The sequence below is a fragment of the Roseovarius faecimaris genome, from assembly GCF_009762325.1.
Classification (GTDB): domain Bacteria; phylum Pseudomonadota; class Alphaproteobacteria; order Rhodobacterales; family Rhodobacteraceae; genus Roseovarius; species Roseovarius faecimaris.
On sequence record NZ_CP034348.1, the window covers coordinates 3031227 to 3052534 of the forward strand.

Below are 21308 nucleotides of genomic sequence, written 5' to 3' on the forward strand. Positions count from 1 at the left end.
TCTCCCATTTGCGAGGCGGGCTGTCAGGCCCGACGAGCCACTCGCCGCCCCTTTACATGTGCGTCTCGTTCAGACGATCCGATGTCCTGCGGCGCCCAACTGTCGCGCCAGCTCGGCGATATGCGCGGGGCCGACTTCACAGCAGCCGCCGACGATCGTCGCGCCCTGCTCCACCCAGCCCATGGCAAAGCTTGCATAAGCCTCCGGCCCCAGATCGGTGCGCTGCTCCAGCGCGTCCACCGTGGGCCGGTCCACCAGAAAACCCTCGCTGATCCGGGTGAAGCCGTTGGCATAGGCCCCGAACGGCCTGCCAAAACCCTTGATGATATCGAGGGCCGCCGCCACCGCCTCGGGGCGCGAACAGTTGACCAGCACCGCATCCGGCTGATGCTGCGCCACCAGCGGCGCCAGATCGCCCACCGGCTCGCCCGAGCGCAGCTTCGTTCCGTCATCGTCATTGACGGTCACCGACAGCCACACCGGCACGCCCTGCCCCATCGCCGCGCGCAGCGCGCCATCGGCCTGATCGACCGAGGACATCGTCTCGATCAGAAACAGGTCCACATGATCCTTCATCAGGCTCACCGGCTCGGCATAGCGCTCGGCGGCCTCGGCGGCAGGCGGGCAGATATCCGGGCGATAAGACGCCATCAGCGGCCCGAGAGAGCCCGCAACGCGCCCACCGCCCGAAGCCGACCGCGCCCGACGTGCCGCCATCACCGCCGTCTCGGTCAGTTGCTCAAGCAGCTCACCCATGCCCGCGGGCGTCAGCCGGTCGCGCAACACCGCATAGGTGTTGGTCGTGGCAATCGTGGCCCCGGCCTTGAAGTAATCCAGATGCACCTCGCCCACGAGCTTGGGATGCTCGATCATCACCGAGGTGGACCAGAGCGGCGTCGCCCGGTCGCCCGAGCGTTTGACCAGCTCCTGTCCGATTGAGCCGTCAAGCAATGTGATATCAGTCATCTGTCCTCCTCCCAGGGCAGCAGCACCAGCTTGCCCGGATAGCGTTTGGTCTGAAAATCCGCCTGCGCCTCGGCAATCTGCGCCAGAGGGTAGGTCTTTGAAATCAGCGGGCGCACCTGCCCGGCATTCACCTGTGCGACCAGCCGGGCAAATACCTCGCGCGACTGAAAGGTGCAGCCGTGGATCGTGATGTCACGCAGATAGATGCGCCGCAGATCGGCGGTGACGATCGGCCCGGCAATCGCCCCGGCGGTGGCATAATGCCCGCCCGGTTTCAGCGCGTCGATCAGCGCGGCAAACGCATCGCCCGCCACAAGGTCGATCACATGGCTGAACCGGTCCTGCGGCAAGGCATCGTCGCGCCCGATGGCCGCCCCGGCCCCCGCCGCCAGCACCGCCTCCGCTTTCGCGGGTGAACTGACCCCGGTCACCCGCGCGCCCATCGCCGCCGCCAGCTGCACCGCGGCAAGACCCACGCCGCCCGACGCGCCGGTGATCAAAACCTCGCTGCCCTCGCCCACGCCAGCCCGGTCCAGCAGACCCGCAGCCGTCCCGAACGCGCAGGGGATCGCCGCCAGCTCCACATCCGTCAGCGGCGCATCGCTCACATCATAAAGATCCGCCGCAGGCACCACGCAATATTGCGCGAAAGCCCCGTCATACTCCGACCCGATCGCCTCAAATCCAACCGGGTTTTCCTCTGTCGGGCGCGGCTGGTTGATCGGGCAGATCATGCGCGCCCCGGGATCAGGACCATCCACGCCCTCCCCCAGTGCCACCACCTCACCGCACAGATCGCCCCCCTGGATCAGCGGAAACCGCAGCGCCCCGCCCCAGCCACCGGCCTCAACCTCCTGGTCGGTCTCCTCCGTGGCTCCGGTCATCTCCGCGGCATACCAGCCGATACGCGTGTTGATGTCGGTGTTATTCACACCCGCCGCCAGCACCCTGACCAGAACCTGCCCCGGACCGGGAGGCGGCACAGGGATATCCTGCCGCCACTCCAGCGCCTCCGGCCCGCCGTGGCGGGTCAGATAAACGCCGGACATGGTGGCAGGCAGGCTCACGCCCGCAGCCTTTCATTGTCGGGGTCCCACATCGGCGCATCAGGCTGAGCAACTGCCTTGCACCGCTGGCCATAGATTTCCACCTCCAGCTCGGTCCCGGGGCTGGCCAGATCGGCCCGCACCATGCCCAGCGCGATAGAGGCGCCCACGCGGTAGCCCCAGGCGCCCGATGTGGTCTCGCCTACAACCTCGCCATTATGCCAGATCGTCGACATATAGGGCGCATCGGCATCGCCTGCCTCCACCTTCAGCGTGACAAAGCCCTTCTTGCGGCCCTGCTGCTTCTCGGCCAGCAACGCGGGTTTTCCGGTGAACTCCTGCGGCTTGTCGAACCGGATGAACCGGTCAAGACCCGCCTCCAGCATCGAATAATCGGTGCTGAGATCGCCCTTCCAGGCGCGATAGCCCTTCTCGATCCGTAAGCTGTTGAGCGCATACATGCCAAAGGGCTTCGCCCCGGCGGCAATGATCGCGTCATAGATGGCGGGCATGTCCTCATTGGCGGCATGCACCTCCCAGCCCAGCTCACCGGTAAAGCTCACCCGGATCAGAAACGCCTTGCGCCCAGCCACCGTGCAATGCTGATGCGTCAGCCACCCCATGCTCAGATCGGCATCGGTCAGCGGGCCCAGCACCTCGCGGCTTGTCGGCCCGGCCAGCAAAAGCGCATCGCGCTCCGTCGTGGTCTCGTTCACGCTCAGCCCCTCGGGTAGATTGCGCCGGATCAGCTCGCCGTCATGCCACTGCGCCGTGGCGGCGGTGATCAGCACGAAACTGTCCTCGTCGAGCCGGATACAGGAAAACTCGGTCAGCACCCGGCCCCGCGCATCGGCCACGTAAACAAGGTTCATCCGCCCGATCTTGGGCAGGCCCCCGGTCACGAAGCCGCGCAGCCACTCATCGGCCCCCTCTCCGGTGATCCAGAACCGCGAGAAGCCGGGCAGATCGAGCACGCCGCAGGCATCGCGCACCGCCTCGCATTCCTCTTTGATGCGCTGCTCCCACGGCCCTGACCGGCCCCAGGTATGCGTCGCCTCCAGCGAGGTGTCGTCGCCCGGTTGCGCAAACCAGTTGGCCCGCTCCCAGCCGTTATAAGCGCCCATCACGCCGCCCAGCTCTTTCACGCGGTCGTGCACCGGGCTCAGCTTCTGGTCGCGCCCGGCGGGCCATTCGTGCCAGGGGAAATGCATGGCATATTCGTTGCCATAGACCTCCATGCCCTTGGCGACACAATAGGCATGATCGGTGTAATCGGTGTAGCGGCGCGGATCGACCGCCCACATATCCCATTCGGTCGCGCCATCGACAATCCATTCGGCCAGCACCTTGCCGGCCCCGCCGCCCTGCGCGATCCCGAAGGTGAAGACACAGTTTTCAAACGCGTTTTCCACCCCCGGCATCGGCCCGATCAAAGGCAGCCCGTCCGGCGCATAGGGAATGGGGCCGTTGATGATCCGGCTCACCCCCGCCTCGCCCGAGACCGGCACGCGTTCCATCGCGTCGGCCACGATATCTGCAATCCGGTCAAGGTCATCCGACCACAGCTGGAAACTGAAATCGTCCGGAATGGCATCGCCCGACTCGGCCCATTCGGCCTTACAGTTGGGCTCATAGGGGCCAATGTTGATCCCGTTCTTCTCCTGCCGCAGGTAATAGGACACATCCACATCGCGCAGAAGCGGCAGCTTGCGGCCGTTTTCCTTCGACCAGGCTTCCAGCTCGGGGATCTGCTCGGTCAGCAGGTACTGATGGCTCATCACCATCATCGGCACGGTGCGCCCGCCATAGGGCTTGAACCACTCGCCCACGCGCTGCGCGTAATAGCCCGCGGCGTTGACCACGTACTGACAGTCGATATCGCCTTTCTCCGTATGCACCGTCCAGCTTTTGTCAGCCTTCTGGGTCACACCCGTCGCGGGGCAGAAGCGGATGATCTTGGCCCCCATATCCCGCGCGCCCTTGGCCAGCGCCTGCGTGACCTGCGCCGGGTCGATATCGCCATCGGTCGGATCATAGAGCACGCCTTCCAGGTCATGCGTCTCAAGGAACGGATACATCTCCTTGGCCTCGTCCGGCGTCAGCATCTTCATGTCGATGCCCTGATAACGGCCCATCGAACAGGCGCGCTCGAACTCCTGCACCCGCTCTTTCGAATGCGCCAGCCGCAGCGACCCGGTCTGGTGGTAGTTCATCGGATAATCCACCTCCTCGCCCAGACGCGCATAAAGCTCCGTCGAATATCGCTGCATGTTCATGATCGCCCAGGAGGTCGAGAAGGTCGGCACATTGCCCGCCGCATGCCAGGTGGACCCGGCCGTCAGCTCGTTCTTCTCCAGCAGAACGCAATCGCTCCACCCCTTCTTGGCCAGATGATAGAGCGTCGAGGCCCCCACAACCCCGCCCCCGATGATCACCACCTTCGCTGTGCTTGGCAGATCAGCCATTTGTCATACTCCCTTCCTGGCCCGCTCCGGGGCCGTGATGTTTCAATCCCAGATAAGGCGCGCTGCAAGCCCGCCAAACATGATCGCCGAAACCCGGCTCAACAGGCGCGCGCGCGCCCGCAAAATCTGTGCGAAAAGCCCCGCCGCCGCCCCGAGGCAAAGCGCAAAGGCAAACCCCACGATCAGGAAAATCGCCCCCAGAACAACGATTTGCACCCAAAGCGGGCCAATGGCGGGGTCTGTGAATTGCGGAATGAACGCAAAGATGAACAGCCCCGTCTTGGGGTTCGCCACATTGGTCAGAAACCCCCGCCGCACCGCCCGCCAGGCGCTGCCCGCCGCACGGCCCTCACCCAGTTCCCCGGCACTGCGCCAGGCCTGCACCGCCAGCCAGATAAGATACGCCGCCCCCGCATAGCGAATGGCATCATAGGTCCAGGGCGACGCCATGATCAGCGCCGACAAGCCCGCCGCCGCCAGCGCGATATGCAGCACGATGCCAAGGTTCACCCCCACCGCCGCCGCCATGCCCACGCGCGGCCCGCCGCCAATTCCGCTGGCCGAGATAAAGACGAAATCCGCCCCCGGCGTCAGGTTCAGCAGCAGCCCGGCCATCACGAATGTGGCCAGCAAGCCCGGATCAAACCCTGTCAGAACCTCCCACATGCCCGCTCAATCCTTCTGCGGCAGCCCGTCGGCGATATCGTAATAATCGCCCTTGTCCGCCACAAAGATATGCTTCTCCAGACGCAGCCCGGTCGGCCCGTCCACCGCGCCCAACGCAATGCTGATCATGTCCTCGTCATGCGCGTGCCAGAACAGGAATGACCCGCAAGCCGGGCAAAACCCGCGCTCCGCCGCCGGGCTGGCCGCATACCATTTCATTGTTCCCAGAATACTCAATTCCGCCTTCGGCACCTGCGCCGACGACCAGACATGACCGGATTGCTTGCGGCATTGCGAACAATGGCACACCGACGCGCCGCGCGGCGTGGCCGCCGTTTCAAAGCGCACACCGCCACATAAACAGCTTCCCCTGATCATGGCATCGCCTCCTCATATTGCGGCAGCCCATCGGCAATCTCATAGTAATCGCCCTTGAACGCGGTCCAGATATGCCCCTCCAGCCGCACCCCCGTCGGCCCGTCAATCGCGCCCAGGGCAAATTCGATCGACGGCTCGTCATGCCCCCGCCAGAACAGGAAAGACCCGCAGGTCGGGCAAAATCCGCGCTCGCCCACCGGGCTGGCCGCGTACCAACTGACCGCGCCTTTGATCTCCATCCTGTCCTTGGGCACACTGGCCAGCGCCCAGACATGACCCGATTGTTTCCGGCACTGCCCGCAATGACAGGCCACCGCCCCCTCCGGCGTGGCATCAACGCGGAATGTCACCGCCCCGCAAAGACAGGATCCCTCAAGCATCTTCCCCTCCGCTGAACCGCTCATGCTGCGGCAGACCATCCGCAATCTCGTAATAATCGCCCTTGTCCGCGACAAAGACATGGCTCGTCATCTTCAGCCCCGTCGGCTGTTCCAGCCCCCCCACGCCTACGGCAATGCGCGGCGCGTTGTCGGGCTTCCAGAACAGGGTCGCGCCACACTCCCGGCAAAACCCGCGCTGCACCGTATCGGACGCACGATACCAGGCCAGCCCGTCCTGGTGCGTCATCTCCAGCGCCTCATCCGGCACCGAGGTCGCCGCCCAGAAATGCCCGGTCTGCTTGCGGCACTGCCCGCAATGACAGCCCAGCACATCGCGCAACGGCCCCCTCAGGGTGAAGCTTACCGCACCGCAAAGGCAGGACCCGGTCACCATCGCGCGCCTCCTCAATAGACCGGCGGGGCGATCACCCAGATCACCACCGCAGGCACATCATACGGATTGGACCAGGCATGAACCTCGCCGCGAATGCGGAAACTGTCGCCCTGACCCACGGTAAAGCCGCGCCCCCCGATCGTCAGGTCAAGCTGTCCCGACAGCACATAGCCCAGCTCCTGCGTCGGGCGCTGTTGCGGCGTGGCCAGCCGCGCGCCGGGCCGGAAGGTTGAATGGATCACCTCGAAATCATCCGTAAGATCGGGCGACAGCAACTCCTCGATCAGCCCCTCCTCGCCCGAGCCGATGCGCCGCCGCGCACCCGCGCGCACGACATAGCCCTGCTCCTCGGCCGGGGCGCTGTCATGACCGAACAGAAGCGACATCGGCACGCCCAACGCCTGCGCGATCTGGCGCAGATCCGACACCGACGGCTCAGACATGTCGCGCTCCACCTGGCTCAGCCAGCCCACGGATCGGCCCAACTGCTCGGACAGCCCCGACAGGGTCAGGCCGCGCGACTTGCGCAGCGCGCGCAGGTCAGCGCCCAGCGTATGCGGCTTGTCAGGATCGAACTGATGCATGGCCTTGGGGAATACCCGTGAAAATTTCCGCGATAATTTCACGCTGCGCCGATTCTGTGAAAAAAGCAAACGAATTTTCATGACGCGAAGTCAACGAAAGCCTTAGTAGACAGGCACTCCCATTTATGGGATGATTATGGTTGAAGTGCTTTTCTGGTTTTCTTGATATGATTGCGTTTCTCGGATTTGTTTTTGCTTATTTTTGCGTGGTCAATGCGGCCACCTGGGTCCTCTTCCGGTTTGACAAACATCGCGCCCGGAACGGGGGGCGCCGGGTGCAGGAGCGCCATCTGCTGACCCTCGTGGCCCTGGGGGGCTCGCCCGCCGCCGAGCTGGCCCGCCGCCGCTTCCGCCACAAGACCCAGAAACAGCCCTTCGCCCGGCAGATGGGCCGGATCATCCGGATTCAAAAGGATGTATCGCTGCCTGCGTTGATGCTTATTGCAGTTGCGCTTTGGCAAATATCCCAGCCATGAGCGCCTCCAGCCGGGCCGCATCTTCCTGCGTAAATGCCGCCGGCTGATCGGAATCGATATCCAGCACCCCCAAAAGCGCGCCCTCCGCGTTGCGCACCGGCAGGACAAGCTCGGACCGGGTCGACGCCGCACAGGCAATATGATCCGGGAACGCCTCCACATCGTCGACGATCTGCACCTCTCCCGTGCGTGCCGCCGCTCCACAGACGCCGCGCGCAAACGGGATGACAAGGCACCCATGCCCGCCCTGATAGGGCCCGATCTTCAGAAGCTCCGGTGCGACGACACGATAAAACCCGGTCCAGTCGAACCGGTCATCGGCATGATGCAACTCGCACACGACCGTCGCCATCAGCGCGACCGTGTCCGTCTCGCCCTCCGTCAGCGCGGCGAGGGTCTTGCCCAATTCTTCGTAATCCACGCGCATCGCGCCTCCCCGGGCCCAAGAAAATTCGTACGAATTTTCTCAAACCGCCTCACATCCGTTCAATCGCGATCGCCGTGCCTTCACCGCCGCCGATGCAGATCGCCGCGACACCGCGGGTCAGCCCCCGGTTTTCCAGCGCGCTCAGAAGCGTCACCATGATCCGCGCGCCGCTCGCCCCGATCGGATGACCCAGCGCACAGGCGCCGCCATTCACGTTCACCTTATCCCGCGGCAGGCCCATCTCGCGCATGAAGGCCATCGGCACCACCGCGAAGGCCTCGTTGACCTCCCACAGGTCCACATCGTCCTTGCTCCAGCCGATCCGCTCCAGCAGCTTCTGCGCCGCGGGCACCGGCGCCGTGGTGAACCAGCCCGGCGCCTGCGCGTGGCTCGCATGGCCCAGAATGCGCGCCCGGATATTCATCCCCCGCGCTTCGGCCACATCGCGCGCCGCCAGCACCAGCGCCGCCGCCCCGTCCGAGATGGACGACGCATTCGCCGCCGTCACTGTCCCGCCCTCGCGGAAGGCCGGGCGCAGCTGTGGGATCTTCTCGGGCTTGGCCTTGCCGGGCTGCTCATCGCGGTCGATCACCACCTCGCCCCTGCGGGACTTCAGCGTCACCGGCACGATCTCACCGTCGAAGGCACCCGTCGCCTGCGCCTCGAGCGCGCTGGTCAGCGACCGGATGGCATAGTCATCCTGCTCTTCGCGGGTAAACTGGTAATGCTCGGCGCAATCCTCGGCAAAGGTGCCCATCAGCCGGCCCTTGTCATAGGCATCCTCCAGCCCGTCGAGGAACATGTGATCCTTGACCTCCGCATGCCCGATCCGTGCCCCGCCGCGCATCTTGGGCAAGAGGTAAGGCGCGTTCGACATGCTCTCCATCCCGCCCGCGATCATCGTATCGGTCTGGCCCAGGGCGATCTGGTCAAACCCCATCATCGCCGCCTTCATGCCCGAGCCGCACATCTTGTTGAGCGTCGTCGCAGGCACCTCCTCGCCCAGCCCCGCGGCAAAGCCCGCCTGCCGTGCGGGCGCCTGGCCCTGCCCCGCGGGCAGCACACAGCCCATCAGCAGCTCATCCGCAGTCTCAGAGCGCGCATCGGCCAGCGCCGCCCGGATCGCCGCGCCGCCCAGCACAGCCGCCTCCACACCGTCGAAATCTCCCTGAAATCCCCCCATCGGGGTGCGTGCCGCCCCCGCGATCACAACCTCTTTCATCTCGGCCCTCCCTGAGTCTGCTGTCTTCATAGCCAATTATATGCGCGGCGAAAAACCCCGAATCCGGCCATCGGCAACACACCGAAAGGGTTTCGAAAGGAATAGGCGCTAGCCTCGCGCGGAAATCAGACCATCTTGGAGGCGGATATGGACCTGCAGAACACTGTTGAAGGCAAAATCAATATCATCACGATCAACGCCGCGCGCATAGACGCCAGCATCGCGATCCAGTTCAAGGACGCCATGCGCGCCGCCACCACCGCGCCCACAGATCGTGTCATCCTCGACATGCGCCAGGTCAATTTCGTGGATTCCAGCGGGCTTGGCGCCATCGTCGCCGCGATGAAGGGTCTGGGCCGTGACACAAGGCTCGAACTCGCCGGGCTGACGCCGGATGTGGACAAGGTTTTTCGCCTGACCCGGATGGACACGGTCTTTGACATCCATCCCGATCTGGCGGCAGCCACATCGGCGAAGAGGGCCGGATAGGACGGGTATGGCGCCACCGGCGTATCCCTGCGCCGCATCGCGCGCTCTCTGGAAGGGCCAAGAACACATAAGAGGTGGATTTTTCCGATGTCCTGCCCCCGCCCTGACCGGAGCAATGATTTGACCGCACCCGCCGCAGAACCGCCATTCGCGCTGGAGTTTGATGCCTCCGAAGATTCTGTGCGCGGGGCCCTGGGCGCGGTCCGTCGGCACCTGTCCGAGCGCGGATATGACGCCGAGTGTTGCAGCACCGTCGAGGTGGTGCTCGCCGAAGCGCTGAACAACATCGTTGAACATGCCTATGCGGGCACCGGAACCGGTGAGGTGCGCCTTGAAATGCTACGGACAGGCACCGGCCTGCGCTTTGTTCTGTGCGACAAAGGTGCGCCTTTACCGGGCCTCACCTTGCCGCCGCGCCGCCTGCCCCGGCGCGACGTCTCCCGCGCCAATCTGCCCGAAGGCGGATTCGGGTGGTTCCTGATTCACACCCTGACCACGGCGCTGGACTACTCCCGCGCACAGCACGAAAACCGGTTATCCTTCGAAATCGAAACAAACTTCGGCCCCTCCGCCTGATTGTTTCCAAAATCGGCGGTGTTGCCCAAGAATGGCCCCGGTCTGAGCGAAAATCAGCCTGAAAGAATGCGGATAACAGAGGGGTAGCTGCAAAAAGCTTCCCTCGGCGCCGCGCTGTAATAGCCCCCACCCAGTGCGCGGCGTCGAGGCACTTTATCGCTCTGCGGCACGTCCCCCCATTGGCAATTCGCAACACCCGCCCTAGGGTCTGGCCAAATCCATGACGAGGGGCATGCCATGCGCGATTTCCAACTTCCGGGCCGATCGGCCCTCTATGCCAGCAACGGGCTCTGCGCCACCTCACACCCCCTGGCTGCGCAGACCGCCATCGATATTCTCAAACAGGGCGGGAACGCCATGGATGCGGCCATTGCCGGGGCGGTGCTTCTGGGCTTTTGCGAGCCGCAAAGCACCGGGCTTGGCGGTGACTGCTTTGCCCTGTTCACCGATCCGGGCGGCGGCAATATCCGCGCGTTCAACGGCTCGGGCCGGGCCCCCGCCGCGGCCGACCCCGACGCCCTGCGCGCTCAGGGGCATGACATTGTGCCCGAATATGACGCCGCCGCGATCACCATCCCCGGCGCCGTCGAAGGCTTCTGCCGCCTCGCCGCCGATCATGGCCGTCTCGGGCTCGAGGCCATCCTCGCCCCCTCGATCCGCTATGCCGAAGAGGGCGTGCCGGTCGCACCCCGCGTGGCCTTTGACTGGCAGGCGGCGCGCGACGTGCCGCGCGGTCACGGCAAAACGCATTACCTCTCGGGCGGCGCCCCCCTGCCCGTCGGCGCCATCTTCCGCTCCCCCGGCCAGGCCGAATTGCTCCGCCGCGTGGCCCGCGACGGGGCCGACGCCTTCTACACGGGCGAAATCGCCGAGGACATGCTCAGCACCCTGACCGCCCTTGGCGGGGTCCACACCGCGGATGATTTTGCCAGCCACAGAGGCAATTATACCGACGCGATTTCAGGCACATACGGCGGCAAGGACCTGCTGGAACACCCGCCCAACGGCCAGGGCGCCACGGCGATCCTGATGCTCAATATCCTCAAGCATTTCGATCTGTCGGGCCTCGATCCGCTCGGTCCTGAGCGGACCCATCTCGAAGCGGAGGCCGCAAAGCTCGCCTATGACGCGCGCAACCGGCTCATCGCCGACCCCGATCACACAACGCGGATCGCGCATATGCTGGCCCCCGAAACAGCGGCCAAACTCGCCGCGCTGATCCGGCCCGATGCGGTCATTGCCGATCCGGTTCCGCTGACGGAATCCGTGCACCGCGACACGGTCTACATCACCGTGGTCGACCGCGACCGCATGGCCGTTTCAATGATCTATTCGATCTTCCACAGCTTCGGCTCGGGCTACGCCTCGGAAAAGTTCAGCGTGCTCTTTCAGAACCGCGGTGCGGGTTTCTGTCTGTCCCCCGGCCACCCCAACGAGCTGGGCGGCGGCAAGCGGCCCATGCACACCATCATTCCCGCCATGCTGGCCGAGAACGGCCAGGCCACCACCAGTTTCGGGGTGATGGGCGGCGCCTACCAGCCCTGCGGACATGCCCGCTATGTCAGCAACCGGCTCGATTACGGGATGGAGGCGCAGACCGCGCTCGACGCACCGCGCGCCTTTGCCGAAGAGGGCGTTCTGAAACTCGAGCGTGGCTATAGCGAAGCGACACGGGCCGCGCTCAGCGATCTGGGCCACAAGGTCGTCACCCCCGACGCCCCGATCGGCGGCGCGCAGGCGATCACCATCCTGCCCGATGGCGTGCTCGAAGGCGCAAGTGATCCGCGCAAGGATGGCTGTGCTTTGGGATATTGACCCATTGGTGCGTGCAAGCACGCACCCTACATCCACCGCGTAGGGTGCGTGATTTCACGCACCTTCGCCGGTTTGACTTATCTTCAATTCAGCTGGAAATGCAGCGGGTAATGCCCGTCCTGAAAAGGCCCGAACAGGTCCGGGATATCCGGATGGTCCACCGGCTCCCCGGAATAATCCGCCACCAGGTTCTGCTCACTCACATAGGCCACATAGTAGCTCTGATCATTCTCGGCGAGCAGATGGTAAAACGGCTGTTCCTTCTCTGGACGGCTGTCCTCGGGAATGGCGTCATACCATTCCTCGGTATTGGAAAACTCCGGATCCACGTCAAAGATCACCCCCCGAAAGGGATGTTTCTTATGGCGGACAACCTGGCCCAAATGGTACTTTGCGCGCGATTTTAACATCATTGATTCAGCCCCTCGACCCGCACATTAGTCTTTTCCGTTGCCCTTTGTCCAACCTCTGAGGCCAATTTTGTCGGAAACAAACTGTGGAAACGGCCTTAACAGTGGGTTTCCGCCTACCTGATCTTCACAATTTCGCCGCCAGACCGGCCGACCCGGCATTTACCATTCCCCCGGATCGCGCTTTGCGATAGACTCAAGGAAAACAAAACGAGCGAGAGGCAGATGAGCAGAACTCTTCGCGTATTGATGATCCTGCTGCTGGTGGCATCCTGCGGCGGGCGATCCGGCCCCGGTGTGTCGTCCAACCAACTGGATGACGCCTGTGCGATCCTGCGCGCCAACCCCGATTACAAACGCGCCTTCCGTGCGACCGAACGCAAATGGGGCGTGCCGATGCATGTGCAGATGGCCACCATCCATCAGGAAAGCAAATTCGACGCCGAGGCGCGCACCCCCTTCCGCTATGTGCTGGGCGTGATCCCGATGGGCCGCCAAAGCTCGGCCTATGGCTACAGCCAGGCGCTGGATGGCACCTGGGAAGAATACCAGAAGGACACCGGCCGCACCCGTTCACGCCGCAACAGCATCCGGGATGCCACCGACTTCATGGGCTGGTACATGAACGGCAGCCGAGACCGGCTTGGCATTCCGCTGACCGATGCGCGCAACCAGTATCTGGCCTATCACGAGGGCCGCAGCGGCTTTGCCCGGGGCTCCTACAACAGCAAGCCCTGGCTTGTCCGTGTCTCCGGCAGTGTCGAGGAACGCTCGAAGATGTATCAGTCACAGCTGCGCCGCTGCCGCTGATCGCGTCGGGTGGGCGCACCCCACCCGCCCTTGTCTCAATCGCGGGCCGACCCGCTACCCTTTCCGGGGATCACGAACTCACCGTCGTCGATCCGCACACCCGTCTTCAGGTCACCCAGCACCACCGTCGTGCGGCTGCCCGCGTCGTCATTGATCACCCACTGGCGAAGCTCCACCGGGTTGGCGGTAAAGACCAGCTCGATATTGCCATATTCCGGATGCTCCGGGTCCTGCGCCCTCACCGTCGTGGTTTTCCCGTCCGAGCTGTGGCCCATCACCATCCGCTCCTGCCCGAGGTTCACGTTGCGCGCCAGGATGATCTTCAGCGGCGTGCGGTGCAGCGGATAGGCCTCGGGCCCGGTGTTGGACTTGGGGTCGATGATCCCCACCGTGTCGCCATCGGCCACCACCAGTATCTTTTCCGGCGGGTTATACTCAAACCGCACCCGGCCGGGGCGCTTGATGAAAATCTGGCCGGTCGAGATCGTGCCATCATCGTTGATCTGGGTGAACTCGCCCGTGGCGGTTTTCATGCCGTTCAGATAACGGGAAATCTCGTTCAACGAGAGCTTTTCAGCGGTGGCAGGGCTGGCAACGACAAGTGCTGCGGCCACAAGGGTACGAAACAGGGTCATGCAAACTTACCTATGCTGTGTCTGCGTGGATTACACCCCTGACATGTGGGGAAAGACGGGCTGCTAGGCAATAACATGCCCGCGTTTTGGTGCGCCCGGCCCATAGCCAGCCCAGATAGGGGGCTGGCTATGGCCGGGCGCCTTCGGCGCTGTTAACCGGCCTGTTGGCGCATCTGAGCCAGGTTGCTCAATGCTGCTCCGGCACCAGAATTTCGCGCTTGCCGACATGGTTCGCGGCACTCACGACGCCCTCATCCTCCATCTGCTCCACCAGACGCGCGGCCTTGTTATAGCCGATCGCCAGTTTCCGCTGGATATACGAGGTCGAGCATTTCCGGTCGGTGATCGCGATCTGCACCGCCTGGTCATAAAGCGCATCCTCGCCATCGGTATTGCCGCCAAGGCCCAGAACCGCGTCGATATTGCTGACCTTCTCCTCTTCCGGCCCATCGACCACGCCACCCACATAATCCGGCGGGCCATAGGCTTTCAGATTGTTGACCACCTCTTCCACTTCCTCGTCCGACACAAACGGGCCGTGACAGCGGGTGATTTTACCTCCGCCCGCCATATACAGCATGTCGCCCATGCCCAGAAGCTGCTCGGCCCCCATCTCGCCCAGAATGGTCCGGCTGTCCACTTTCGACGTCACCTGGAAGCTGATCCGCGTGGGGAAGTTGGCCTTGATCGTGCCGGTGATCACGTCGACCGACGGGCGCTGCGTGGCCATGATCAGGTGAATTCCGCTCGCCCGCGCCATCTGCGCCAGCCGCTGGATACAGGCCTCGATCTCCTTGCCCGCCACCATCATCAGGTCGGCCATCTCATCGACGATCACGACGATATAGGGCATCTTCTCGGGCACGATCTCTTCGGTCTCGAATACCGGCTCGCCGGTCTCGTCATCAAAACCCGTCTGCACCGTGCGGCTGAACATCTCGTTCTTGGCCAGCGCCTCGGCGACGCGGCCATTGTACCCGTCGATATTCCGCACGCCCATCTTGGACATCTTGCGATAGCGGTCTTCCATCTCGCCCACGACCCATTTCAGCGCCACCACGGCCTTCTTCGGGTCGGTCACAACCGGGCTCAGCAGATGCGGAATGCCGTCATAAACACTCAGTTCCAGCATCTTCGGGTCGATCATGATCAGACGGCAATCCTCCGGCGTCAGCTTGTAAAGCAGGCTCAGGATCATCGTGTTGATCGCCACGGATTTCCCCGATCCGGTCGTCCCCGCGATCAGCAGGTGCGGCATCTTCGCCAGCGAGGACACCACCGGATCCCCGCCGATGTCCTTGCCCAGCGCCAGCGGCAGCTTCATGTTGCTGTCGCCGAAATCCCGGGTGGAAAGCAGCTCGCGCAGCACCACCATCTCGCGGTTTTCATTGGGCAGCTCAATCCCGATCACCGACCGCCCCGGCACGGTGCTGACCCGTGCGCTCAACGCGCTCATCGACCGCGCTATATCATCGGCCAAACCAATCACGCGGGAGGCTTTCAACCCCGGTGCCGGCTCCAGCTCATACATGGTGACAACGGGGCCGGGCCGCACGCTCACGATCTCGCCCTTCACGCCGTAATCATCCAGCACGTTTTCCAGCATCCGCGCGTTTTCCTCCAACGCCTCGTCGCTCAGATGATGACGCTGGATATTCACCGGATTGCTCAAAAGGCTCAGCGGCGGCAGCTCGTATTCCACCGACGGTTTGTCCTCGAACTGCAACGCGGGCTGCGCCTCGGCACGGGCCTGGCTCGACGGTTGCGGCGCTTTCTTCGGCGGGTGCTGCACCACCTTGCGCGGCTCGGCCACGGGGATCTGCACGCTCTGCGCCCCCGGCTCCGGCAACAGCTCATCCAGCGGATCGGGCTGGCGCGGCACCGCGCTCATCGGCGGCTCCGGCGGCAGCGCATGCGCCGCGGTCAGCGGCGGCTCCGGCGGCAGGGCGTTCGGCCGTTCGGTGTTCAGCACCAGCGGATCGGGCCCGCGCCCCCGCCCTTTGGTCAGCGGGGCCACCTCGTTGATCTGCAATTTCGGCGTCTGGCGCACGCGGTTCTTGATCACATCGGCAATCCGCGACCTGATCCGATCCTCGCCCGGGGCCTCCATATCCTCGGCCACCACTTCGGTTTCCACCAACTCGGCCTGGGGCATCTGCACCGGCTTGCGCATCAGCGACGGCATCAGCGCCCTCAACCCGCCCGGCTTTTCCTCCAGCTCCGGCTCAAGACTGTCGTCGTCCAGCACATCCTCCAGCGACGGCTCGCGATAGCGCACCACGCGCGGCTCGGCCACGGCGCGTTCGGCCCGCAGCTCCGCCTCACGGCGTCCGGCCTCCTCCGCTTTCAGCGCCCGGCGCTCGTCATTGCGCAGTTTCATCGCCTGCGCACCCGCGGCCAGCCCCGCCGCACCCCGGCCCAGCACGGTCATGATCATCGCATAGGTCATGATCACACTGACCAGCAGGAACCGGCCAAGGCGCGTCACCTCGGCCCGCGTAAAGCCCAGCACATACGACCCGAGCCACAGCATCAGCCCAGCCAGCACCACCGAAACCAGCTTCAGCCCCGTCGTGGCGCTGATGGGCAGAATACCCAGCACAGCGCCCAGCGCCATCTCGCCGAACATGCCGCCATAATCGAAGCTATGCGCGTTCGACCACGTCTCGCCCGGCAAAAGAGAGGACGCATACATCGACAAAAGCGCGATCCAGATCGGCGCAAAGATCAGCCGCCCAATGGCCCGTTCCTGCCCCCAATGCAGCGCAAACCTCAGCCCCCAGGCCCCCAGCACGATGGCCAGCCCCCAGGCGCCCCAACCCACGATCATGAAAAGCGGTGCCGCAATCGCCGCCCCGGTCGCGCCCAACAGGTTGCGCACCGGCGCATCGGTGGCCGACCGCCAGCTCGGATCGTCCGGGTGATAGGACCAGATCATCGCCGCCGCTGCCACCGCCACGGCCAACAGGCAAAGCCCCAGCAATTCCTTGCCGCGCTTTTCAATGGCCTCGGCCATGTTGCTGTCCAACAGGGGGTCGCGCCCGCGTGTCTGATAAGCCATATCGTCCCTCGTCCTCAGTTCATTTGTAAAGACAGTCACGCAGGCGGGTCAGCCCGTGCGCCATCTCTTCTGTTGGGGCCACCATGGCGACCCGGATATATCCGTGACCGGGGCTCGTGCCCCGGGTCTCCTTGCTCAGGTAAGCGCCGGGCAATACCCGCACGCCGGTTTCCTGCCAAAGCCGCAACGCCGCGGTCTCGCCATCCTCCACCGGCAGCCAAAGGAAAAACCCCGCCTCCGGCCCCTGATATCCCGGCACGCCGCGCATGATCTGATCGGCGCGGGCGTATTTCTCCTGATAGAGCCGCCGGTTCTCGGCCACATGCCCCTCGTCGAGCCAGGCCGCCTCGGCCGCATATTGCAGCGGCATCGGCAGGGGTGCCCCGGCATAGGCGCGAAGCTGGCGCATCCGCCGGATCGTCTCCGGCCCCCCGGCCACGAAACCGCTGCGCAGCCCCGGCAGGTTCGACCGCTTGGACAGGCTGTGAAAGATCACCACGCGCTCCGGGTCCGCGCCCATCTCGCGCGCCACCTGCATCGCACCCGCAGGCGCCTCTCCGCGATAGATCTCCGAATAGCACTCGTCGGCAAACACCTTGAAATCATAGCGCTCCGCCAGGCCGATCAGCTCGCGCCAATAGGCGCGGCTGGCCACCGCCCCCTGCGGATTGCTGGGCGAACACAGATAGACCACCGCCACCCGGTTCAGCACATCCTCGCTCACCGCCGAAAAGTCGGGCAGATACCCCGTTTCGCGCGTCGCAGGCAAAAACACCGGCTCCGCCCCCACACTCAGGCTCGCCACCATATAGACCTGGTAAAACGGATTCGGCAGCAGCACCTTCGGCACGGCGCCCCCCTTGGTCTCGGGGCAAAGCGCCATCATCGCGTTATAGAGCCCCTCGCGCGTCCCGTTCAGCGCCATCACCTGCCCGGGCTCAAGCTCCACGCCATAGCGCCGCTGCACCCAGCCGCAAATCGCGGCCAGCAACCCCTCATGCCCTTCATTCACCGGATACTGCCCGAACCCTTCGGCATGGCGCGCGATCACATCCATCACGAAAGGCGGGAAGGCATGTTTCGGCTCCCCGATGGTCATATGCACCACCTCGCCGCCCGGCGCATGGGCGTCAAGCAGGCTCCGCAGGCGCGGAAACGCATAGGCCGGTAGGTTCGAAAACCGCTCGGGGAACATCCAAAACTGCCTCAGTTGCCGGGGTCATTTGCCGCCCCGTTTCCCCGAAATTACCCAATGCGCCCGGTTTCGTCCAACAAAAACCGCCTCCAAAGCGGAATTTGTGGCCTTTTTACCCATTTGCCTTTCATTGTTCCAAAAATACTCGATTCCAAAGGCTTACCCTTGGCGCAACGCTGCTTCACAGGCGGCTGCGACGCGCAAAAGCGCCTCTTCCCCAAAGGCCCGCCCGCACAGCATCACCCCCGTGCTCGGCACACCCGTCGGCAGCGTGACCGCACTCAGTCCCATCAGGTTGCCCACCCGCGTATTGCGCAAGGCCAGCAGGTTCTCGGTCAGGTAATACGCCTCATCGGTCATCAACCGGTCCGCATCGGGGGGCAGGTTGGGCGCGGTGGGCATGATCACCGCGTCATACCCCGCCACCCGCGCCGCCCAGTCTGCGCGCAACCCGTCAAGCCTGTGCCAGGCCGCCACGTAATCGGAAGCCAAAAAGCCCTTGCCCGACCTGAACCGCTCCAGGATCGGCGCGAACATCTTCTCGGGCGCCGCCTCGATCTCGGTCGCCCATGTCCCGTAAGCCTCTGATGTATATAGGATACCCGAAAGCGGCATCGCCTCGTCCACCTCCGGGGCCTCCAGCGGCTCCACCTCCGCGCCCGCATCCCTGAGCCGGGCAACCGCCGCCTCGTATCCGGCCATCGGCGCGGCGCGCACATCCTCCAGAACCACGTTCTGCAACGCCGCCAGTCGCACCCCCTTCAGCGACGCACCGCGCAGATCGGCGGCCTTGCCGCCCTCCAGCGCCGCCAGCATCAGCGCGCAATCCTCGACCGACCGCGCCAGCGGCCCCACCGTATCGAACCGCGCGCAGAGCGGCACAACCCCCTGCAGGGACACGCGGCCCGCCGTCGTCTTCAGCCCCACCAGGTCATTCCACGCCGCCGGGATACGCACCGACCCGCCCGTGTCCGACCCGATGCCCGTCGCTGCCAGGCCAAAGGCCACGCTGGCCGCCGCCCCCGAGGACGACCCCCCCGGCACCGCCTTCGGATCGTTCACACAAGGCGGCGTCGCCGTCTGCGGGTTCAGCCCCAGCCCGGAAAAGGCCAGCTCGCTCATATGGGTCTTGCCAAGGCAGACCAGCCCCGCCGCCGTGGCGTTGTTCAGCACCTCCGCGTCGCGCCCCGGCACCCGCCCGCTCAGCAGGTTGGAGCCCGCCTCCGTCGCCGTGCCCGCGCTGTCAAACAAATCCTTCCAGCTCACCGGCACCCCGTCGAGCAGCCCCCGCCGCTGCCCGGCCCGGGCCCGCTCTGCCGCCGCTGCGGCTTCGGCCCGCGCGCGCTCGGCCGTCACCGCTGAATAGATGCGTGGCGTATCCGCATGCGCCGCGATGGCCCCGAGATAGGTCTCGGTCAGCGCCACGGGGTCAATCTCTCCCGCGCCGATCTCCCGGCCCAGATCCCCCGCACTTCTGCTCAGCCACTCCTGCATCCCGCGCCCTCCCTTGCGACATTTGCCCGCGACGGTAGCGGCAGCGCGTCCCATGGACAATCCCGCACCGCTGGCCATATTGAAGCGCATGACACGCAACGCGGATATCCTCATCGTCGGCGGCGGGCTGAACGGCCCCGCCCAGGCGCTCGCCCTGGCACAGGCCGGGTTCACCGTGACAGTGATCGACACCCTGCCCGAAGCCACCCGCAAGGATGCCGGGTTCGACGGGCGCGCCTATGCTCTGGCTCTGGCCTCGGTGCGGCTGCTGAAGGCCATCGGTATCTGGGAGCGCGTGGCGGATCACGCCCAGCCCATGCTGGAAATCAAGGTCTCCGACGGGCGCGCGGGCGAAGGCCCGGCCCCCTTCTTCCTGCATTTCGACCACGCCGAGATCGAAGAAGGCCCGATGGGCCACATGGTCGAGGACCGCTACCTGCGCCGCGCCTTTCTGGAGGCTATGGCTGAGACGCCCGGCATCACACAGGTTTCGAAAGAAACCGTTGTCGGTCAATCGGTTGATGCGGGCGGCGTCACCCTTACCCTGGCCTCGGGCAAGGTGCTTGCCGGCGGGCTGCTCATCGGGTCCGACGGGCGCAGCTCGGGCACGGCACAACGCGCGGGCATTCAGCGCACCGGCTGGGACTATGGCCAGACCGCGCTGGTGGCTGCGGTGGCGCATGACCAGCCGCATCACGGCATCGCGCATCAGTTCTTCATGCCCCCCGGACCGCTGGCGATCCTGCCTTTGCCGGGCAATGTCAGCTCCATCGTCTGGTCGGAAACGGCCGAGACCGCCGCCGAGTTCGCCGCGCTCAGCGATGCCGAGTTCATGCAGGTTCTGCGCCCGCGCTTCGGCGATTTTCTGGGCGACATCGCGCTCAAGGGCAAACGGTTCACCTATCCGCTGGGCCTGACCATCGCCAACAGCTTCGTGGCCGACCGGCTGGCGCTGATCGGCGACGCCGCGCATGGGATGCACCCGATCGCGGGCCAGGGGCTCAATGCCGGTCTGCGCGATGTGGCGGCACTCACCCAGGTGCTCAGCGAGGCGCGCACCCGCGGCGAGGATTTCGCCGCACCCGATGTGCTGGCCCGGTATCAGCAATGGCGCCGGTTTGACACGGCCACGCTGGCCATGGCCACGGACCTCACCAACAAACTGTTTTCAAACGACAATCCCCTGCTGCGCCTCGGGCGGGACCTCGGCATGGGCGCGCTTGGCGCTATGCCCGGCCTGCGCCGCGCCTTTATCCGCGAAGCGGCAGGGCTGACCGGAGAGCTGCCCGCGCTGATGCGTTAGGGCCGCTCATCCGCCCCTTGCGTGTCGGCCTCGCGAGGCGGGCACGTCAGGGCCCGAAGAGCGGCAGCGCCTACATCGCCGCATGTCGGCGCGGGGGCTCCTCCCTCTCGATCACCTCAAATTCCGCCGTCTCCCAATCCTCCACCGGATCGCCCGGACGTGTCGCCCGCAACACCAGCGCAGGCGCAGGCGCAGGATCAGGCGCTCTGGTCGTCAACGGCCTGCACACCACCGTCACCGTCTCCCGCTCCTCCCAATAGGCCGGGTTGTTCAGCACCGCCGCCGGCAGCTTCTCCCGGCACAGAACCCGCCGTCTCGAACGATGCAGAGAAACCTGATGCGCCTCTCCGCACACCTCCTCCGGCCCGTGCAGCAACAGCTTGCGCAGCGCCGCTTCGCGGGCCTTCAACGCCTTGATATCACGGCGAATATCTCCGATTTCATCGGCGGGGTGGCGGTTCGGCCTCATGCGATTCTCCTCCGGGGCAACCTCCCCGACAGGCTCGCAAACGAGGG

Annotated in this window: 22 protein-coding genes; 6 read left to right on the top strand and 16 right to left on the bottom strand. The window is 64.9% G+C overall.

The window, feature by feature from the left end:
* Positions 1-69 precede the first annotated feature (69 nt).
* From EI983_RS15230 to EI983_RS15265, 8 genes are read right to left on the bottom strand one after another with little or no spacing between them, the layout of a single operon-like run.
* Positions 70-966, bottom strand: coding sequence for a homocysteine S-methyltransferase family protein (locus EI983_RS15230; protein ID WP_157708212.1), 897 nt, complete (start codon positions 964-966; stop codon positions 70-72).
* Positions 963-2033 (bottom strand): zinc-binding dehydrogenase, encoded by a 1071-nt coding sequence (locus tag EI983_RS15235; RefSeq protein WP_425500876.1) that lies wholly within the window; start codon positions 2031-2033, stop codon positions 963-965. The genes EI983_RS15230 and EI983_RS15235 overlap by 4 nt, the downstream gene beginning before the upstream one ends.
* Positions 2030-4477, bottom strand: a complete 2448-nt coding sequence (locus EI983_RS15240) for a GcvT family protein (RefSeq protein ID WP_157708213.1) — start codon at positions 4475-4477, stop codon at positions 2030-2032. The genes EI983_RS15235 and EI983_RS15240 overlap by 4 nt, the downstream gene beginning before the upstream one ends.
* Before the next feature lie 42 nt (positions 4478-4519).
* Complete coding sequence (locus EI983_RS15245; RefSeq protein WP_157708214.1) at positions 4520-5143, bottom strand: LysE family translocator; 624 nt, start codon at positions 5141-5143, stop codon at positions 4520-4522.
* 6 nt (positions 5144-5149) lie between these two features.
* A complete protein-coding gene (locus EI983_RS15250; RefSeq protein WP_157708215.1) occupies positions 5150-5521 on the bottom strand; it encodes a GFA family protein in 372 nt (123 codons plus the stop codon).
* On the bottom strand, positions 5518-5901 hold the full coding sequence (locus EI983_RS15255; RefSeq protein WP_157708216.1) for a GFA family protein: 384 nt from the start codon (positions 5899-5901) through the stop codon (positions 5518-5520). Before EI983_RS15255 ends, EI983_RS15250 begins: the two co-directional genes overlap by 4 nt.
* Positions 5894-6295: a GFA family protein gene (locus EI983_RS15260; protein WP_157708217.1), complete on the bottom strand. Its 402-nt coding sequence runs from the start codon at positions 6293-6295 to the stop codon at positions 5894-5896. The genes EI983_RS15255 and EI983_RS15260 overlap by 8 nt, the downstream gene beginning before the upstream one ends.
* 11 nt (positions 6296-6306) lie before the next feature.
* On the bottom strand, positions 6307-6879 hold the full coding sequence (locus tag EI983_RS15265; protein WP_157708218.1) for a helix-turn-helix domain-containing protein: 573 nt from the start codon (positions 6877-6879) through the stop codon (positions 6307-6309).
* 167 nt (positions 6880-7046) lie between these two features.
* On the opposite strand from EI983_RS15265, the gene EI983_RS15270 reads away from it, so the two are divergent.
* Entirely contained in the window at positions 7047-7355 is a 309-nt protein-coding gene (locus EI983_RS15270; protein WP_157708219.1) for a DUF1294 domain-containing protein, read from the top strand.
* On the opposite strand, the gene EI983_RS15275 is transcribed toward EI983_RS15270, so the two are convergent.
* Together EI983_RS15275 and EI983_RS15280 are read right to left on the bottom strand one after the other, a co-directional pair.
* Complete coding sequence (locus tag EI983_RS15275; RefSeq protein WP_157708220.1) at positions 7318-7782, bottom strand: GAF domain-containing protein; 465 nt, start codon at positions 7780-7782, stop codon at positions 7318-7320. The two genes, EI983_RS15270 and EI983_RS15275, sit on opposite strands and share 38 nt — an antisense overlap.
* A gap of 49 nt (positions 7783-7831) precedes the next feature.
* Positions 7832-9004 carry a thiolase family protein gene (locus EI983_RS15280; protein WP_157708221.1) on the bottom strand — a complete coding sequence of 391 codons (1173 nt, stop codon included), beginning with the start codon at positions 9002-9004 and terminating at the stop codon, positions 7832-7834.
* 147 nt (positions 9005-9151) lie between these two features.
* Between EI983_RS15280 and EI983_RS15285 the strand changes: the two genes are divergently transcribed.
* From EI983_RS15285 to EI983_RS15295, 3 genes are all read left to right on the top strand, one after another.
* Positions 9152-9493, top strand: a complete 342-nt coding sequence (locus EI983_RS15285; protein ID WP_157708222.1) for an STAS domain-containing protein — start codon at positions 9152-9154, stop codon at positions 9491-9493.
* A 120-nt stretch (positions 9494-9613) separates the two neighbouring features.
* Positions 9614-10069: an ATP-binding protein gene (locus EI983_RS15290; RefSeq protein ID WP_246162206.1), complete on the top strand. Its 456-nt coding sequence runs from the start codon at positions 9614-9616 to the stop codon at positions 10067-10069.
* A 237-nt stretch (positions 10070-10306) separates the two neighbouring features.
* Positions 10307-11884: a gamma-glutamyltransferase family protein gene (locus EI983_RS15295; protein WP_157708224.1), complete on the top strand. Its 1578-nt coding sequence runs from the start codon at positions 10307-10309 to the stop codon at positions 11882-11884.
* A gap of 83 nt (positions 11885-11967) precedes the next feature.
* Here the strand turns inward: EI983_RS15295 and hspQ are convergent, their stop codons facing one another.
* Positions 11968-12294, bottom strand: coding sequence for a heat shock protein HspQ (gene hspQ, locus EI983_RS15300; protein ID WP_157709116.1), 327 nt, complete (start codon positions 12292-12294; stop codon positions 11968-11970).
* Between the two features lie 225 nt (positions 12295-12519).
* Between hspQ and EI983_RS15305 the strand changes: the two genes are divergently transcribed.
* Positions 12520-13104, top strand: coding sequence for a transglycosylase SLT domain-containing protein (locus EI983_RS15305; RefSeq protein ID WP_157708225.1), 585 nt, complete (start codon positions 12520-12522; stop codon positions 13102-13104).
* A gap of 35 nt (positions 13105-13139) precedes the next feature.
* On the opposite strand, the gene EI983_RS15310 is transcribed toward EI983_RS15305, so the two are convergent.
* The 4 genes from EI983_RS15310 to EI983_RS15325 form a co-directional block, all read right to left on the bottom strand.
* Entirely contained in the window at positions 13140-13739 is a 600-nt protein-coding gene (locus EI983_RS15310) for a LolA family protein (protein WP_157708226.1), read from the bottom strand.
* 187 nt (positions 13740-13926) lie between these two features.
* Positions 13927-16800 carry a DNA translocase FtsK gene (locus EI983_RS15315; RefSeq protein WP_157708227.1) on the bottom strand — a complete coding sequence of 958 codons (2874 nt, stop codon included), beginning with the start codon at positions 16798-16800 and terminating at the stop codon, positions 13927-13929.
* Positions 16801-16819: 19 nt separating this feature from the next.
* On the bottom strand, positions 16820-17995 hold the full coding sequence (locus EI983_RS15320) for an aminotransferase class I/II-fold pyridoxal phosphate-dependent enzyme (protein ID WP_157708228.1): 1176 nt from the start codon (positions 17993-17995) through the stop codon (positions 16820-16822).
* 159 nt (positions 17996-18154) lie between these two features.
* A complete protein-coding gene (locus EI983_RS15325) occupies positions 18155-19489 on the bottom strand; it encodes an amidase (protein ID WP_157708229.1) in 1335 nt (444 codons plus the stop codon).
* A 52-nt stretch (positions 19490-19541) separates the two neighbouring features.
* Here EI983_RS15325 and EI983_RS15330 point away from each other — a divergent pair, with 52 nt between their 5' ends.
* Complete coding sequence (locus tag EI983_RS15330; RefSeq protein WP_198389316.1) at positions 19542-20792, top strand: UbiH/UbiF/VisC/COQ6 family ubiquinone biosynthesis hydroxylase; 1251 nt, start codon at positions 19542-19544, stop codon at positions 20790-20792.
* Positions 20793-20862: 70 nt separating this feature from the next.
* On the opposite strand, the gene EI983_RS15335 is transcribed toward EI983_RS15330, so the two are convergent.
* Positions 20863-21261, bottom strand: a complete 399-nt coding sequence (locus EI983_RS15335; protein WP_157708230.1) for a hypothetical protein — start codon at positions 21259-21261, stop codon at positions 20863-20865.
* Between the last annotated feature and the right edge of the window lie 47 nt (positions 21262-21308).

What these genes read in the sequence shown, in the direction of transcription:
- EI983_RS15230 (WP_157708212.1), bottom strand. Translation starts at nt 966, where the DNA reads ATGACTGATATCACATTGCTTGACGGCTCAATCGGACAGGAGCTGGTC.
- EI983_RS15240 (WP_157708213.1), bottom strand. Translation starts at nt 4,477, where the DNA reads ATGGCTGATCTGCCAAGCACAGCGAAGGTGGTGATCATCGGGGGCGGG.
- EI983_RS15245 (WP_157708214.1), bottom strand. Translation starts at nt 5,143, where the DNA reads ATGTGGGAGGTTCTGACAGGGTTTGATCCGGGCTTGCTGGCCACATTC.
- EI983_RS15250 (WP_157708215.1), bottom strand. Translation starts at nt 5,521, where the DNA reads ATGATCAGGGGAAGCTGTTTATGTGGCGGTGTGCGCTTTGAAACGGCG.
- EI983_RS15255 (WP_157708216.1), bottom strand. Translation starts at nt 5,901, where the DNA reads ATGCTTGAGGGATCCTGTCTTTGCGGGGCGGTGACATTCCGCGTTGAT.
- EI983_RS15260 (WP_157708217.1), bottom strand. Translation starts at nt 6,295, where the DNA reads ATGGTGACCGGGTCCTGCCTTTGCGGTGCGGTAAGCTTCACCCTGAGG.
- EI983_RS15265 (WP_157708218.1), bottom strand. Translation starts at nt 6,879, where the DNA reads ATGCATCAGTTCGATCCTGACAAGCCGCATACGCTGGGCGCTGACCTG.
- EI983_RS15270 (WP_157708219.1), top strand. Translation starts at nt 7,047, where the DNA reads ATGATTGCGTTTCTCGGATTTGTTTTTGCTTATTTTTGCGTGGTCAAT.
- EI983_RS15275 (WP_157708220.1), bottom strand. Translation starts at nt 7,782, where the DNA reads ATGCGCGTGGATTACGAAGAATTGGGCAAGACCCTCGCCGCGCTGACG.
- EI983_RS15280 (WP_157708221.1), bottom strand. Translation starts at nt 9,004, where the DNA reads ATGAAAGAGGTTGTGATCGCGGGGGCGGCACGCACCCCGATGGGGGGA.
- EI983_RS15285 (WP_157708222.1), top strand. Translation starts at nt 9,152, where the DNA reads ATGGACCTGCAGAACACTGTTGAAGGCAAAATCAATATCATCACGATC.
- EI983_RS15295 (WP_157708224.1), top strand. Translation starts at nt 10,307, where the DNA reads ATGCGCGATTTCCAACTTCCGGGCCGATCGGCCCTCTATGCCAGCAAC.
- hspQ (WP_157709116.1), bottom strand. Translation starts at nt 12,294, where the DNA reads ATGTTAAAATCGCGCGCAAAGTACCATTTGGGCCAGGTTGTCCGCCAT.
- EI983_RS15305 (WP_157708225.1), top strand. Translation starts at nt 12,520, where the DNA reads ATGAGCAGAACTCTTCGCGTATTGATGATCCTGCTGCTGGTGGCATCC.
- EI983_RS15310 (WP_157708226.1), bottom strand. Translation starts at nt 13,739, where the DNA reads ATGACCCTGTTTCGTACCCTTGTGGCCGCAGCACTTGTCGTTGCCAGC.
- EI983_RS15315 (WP_157708227.1), bottom strand. Translation starts at nt 16,800, where the DNA reads ATGGCTTATCAGACACGCGGGCGCGACCCCCTGTTGGACAGCAACATG.
- EI983_RS15320 (WP_157708228.1), bottom strand. Translation starts at nt 17,995, where the DNA reads ATGTTCCCCGAGCGGTTTTCGAACCTACCGGCCTATGCGTTTCCGCGC.
- EI983_RS15325 (WP_157708229.1), bottom strand. Translation starts at nt 19,489, where the DNA reads ATGCAGGAGTGGCTGAGCAGAAGTGCGGGGGATCTGGGCCGGGAGATC.
- EI983_RS15330 (WP_198389316.1), top strand. Translation starts at nt 19,542, where the DNA reads ATGGACAATCCCGCACCGCTGGCCATATTGAAGCGCATGACACGCAAC.
- EI983_RS15335 (WP_157708230.1), bottom strand. Translation starts at nt 21,261, where the DNA reads ATGAGGCCGAACCGCCACCCCGCCGATGAAATCGGAGATATTCGCCGT.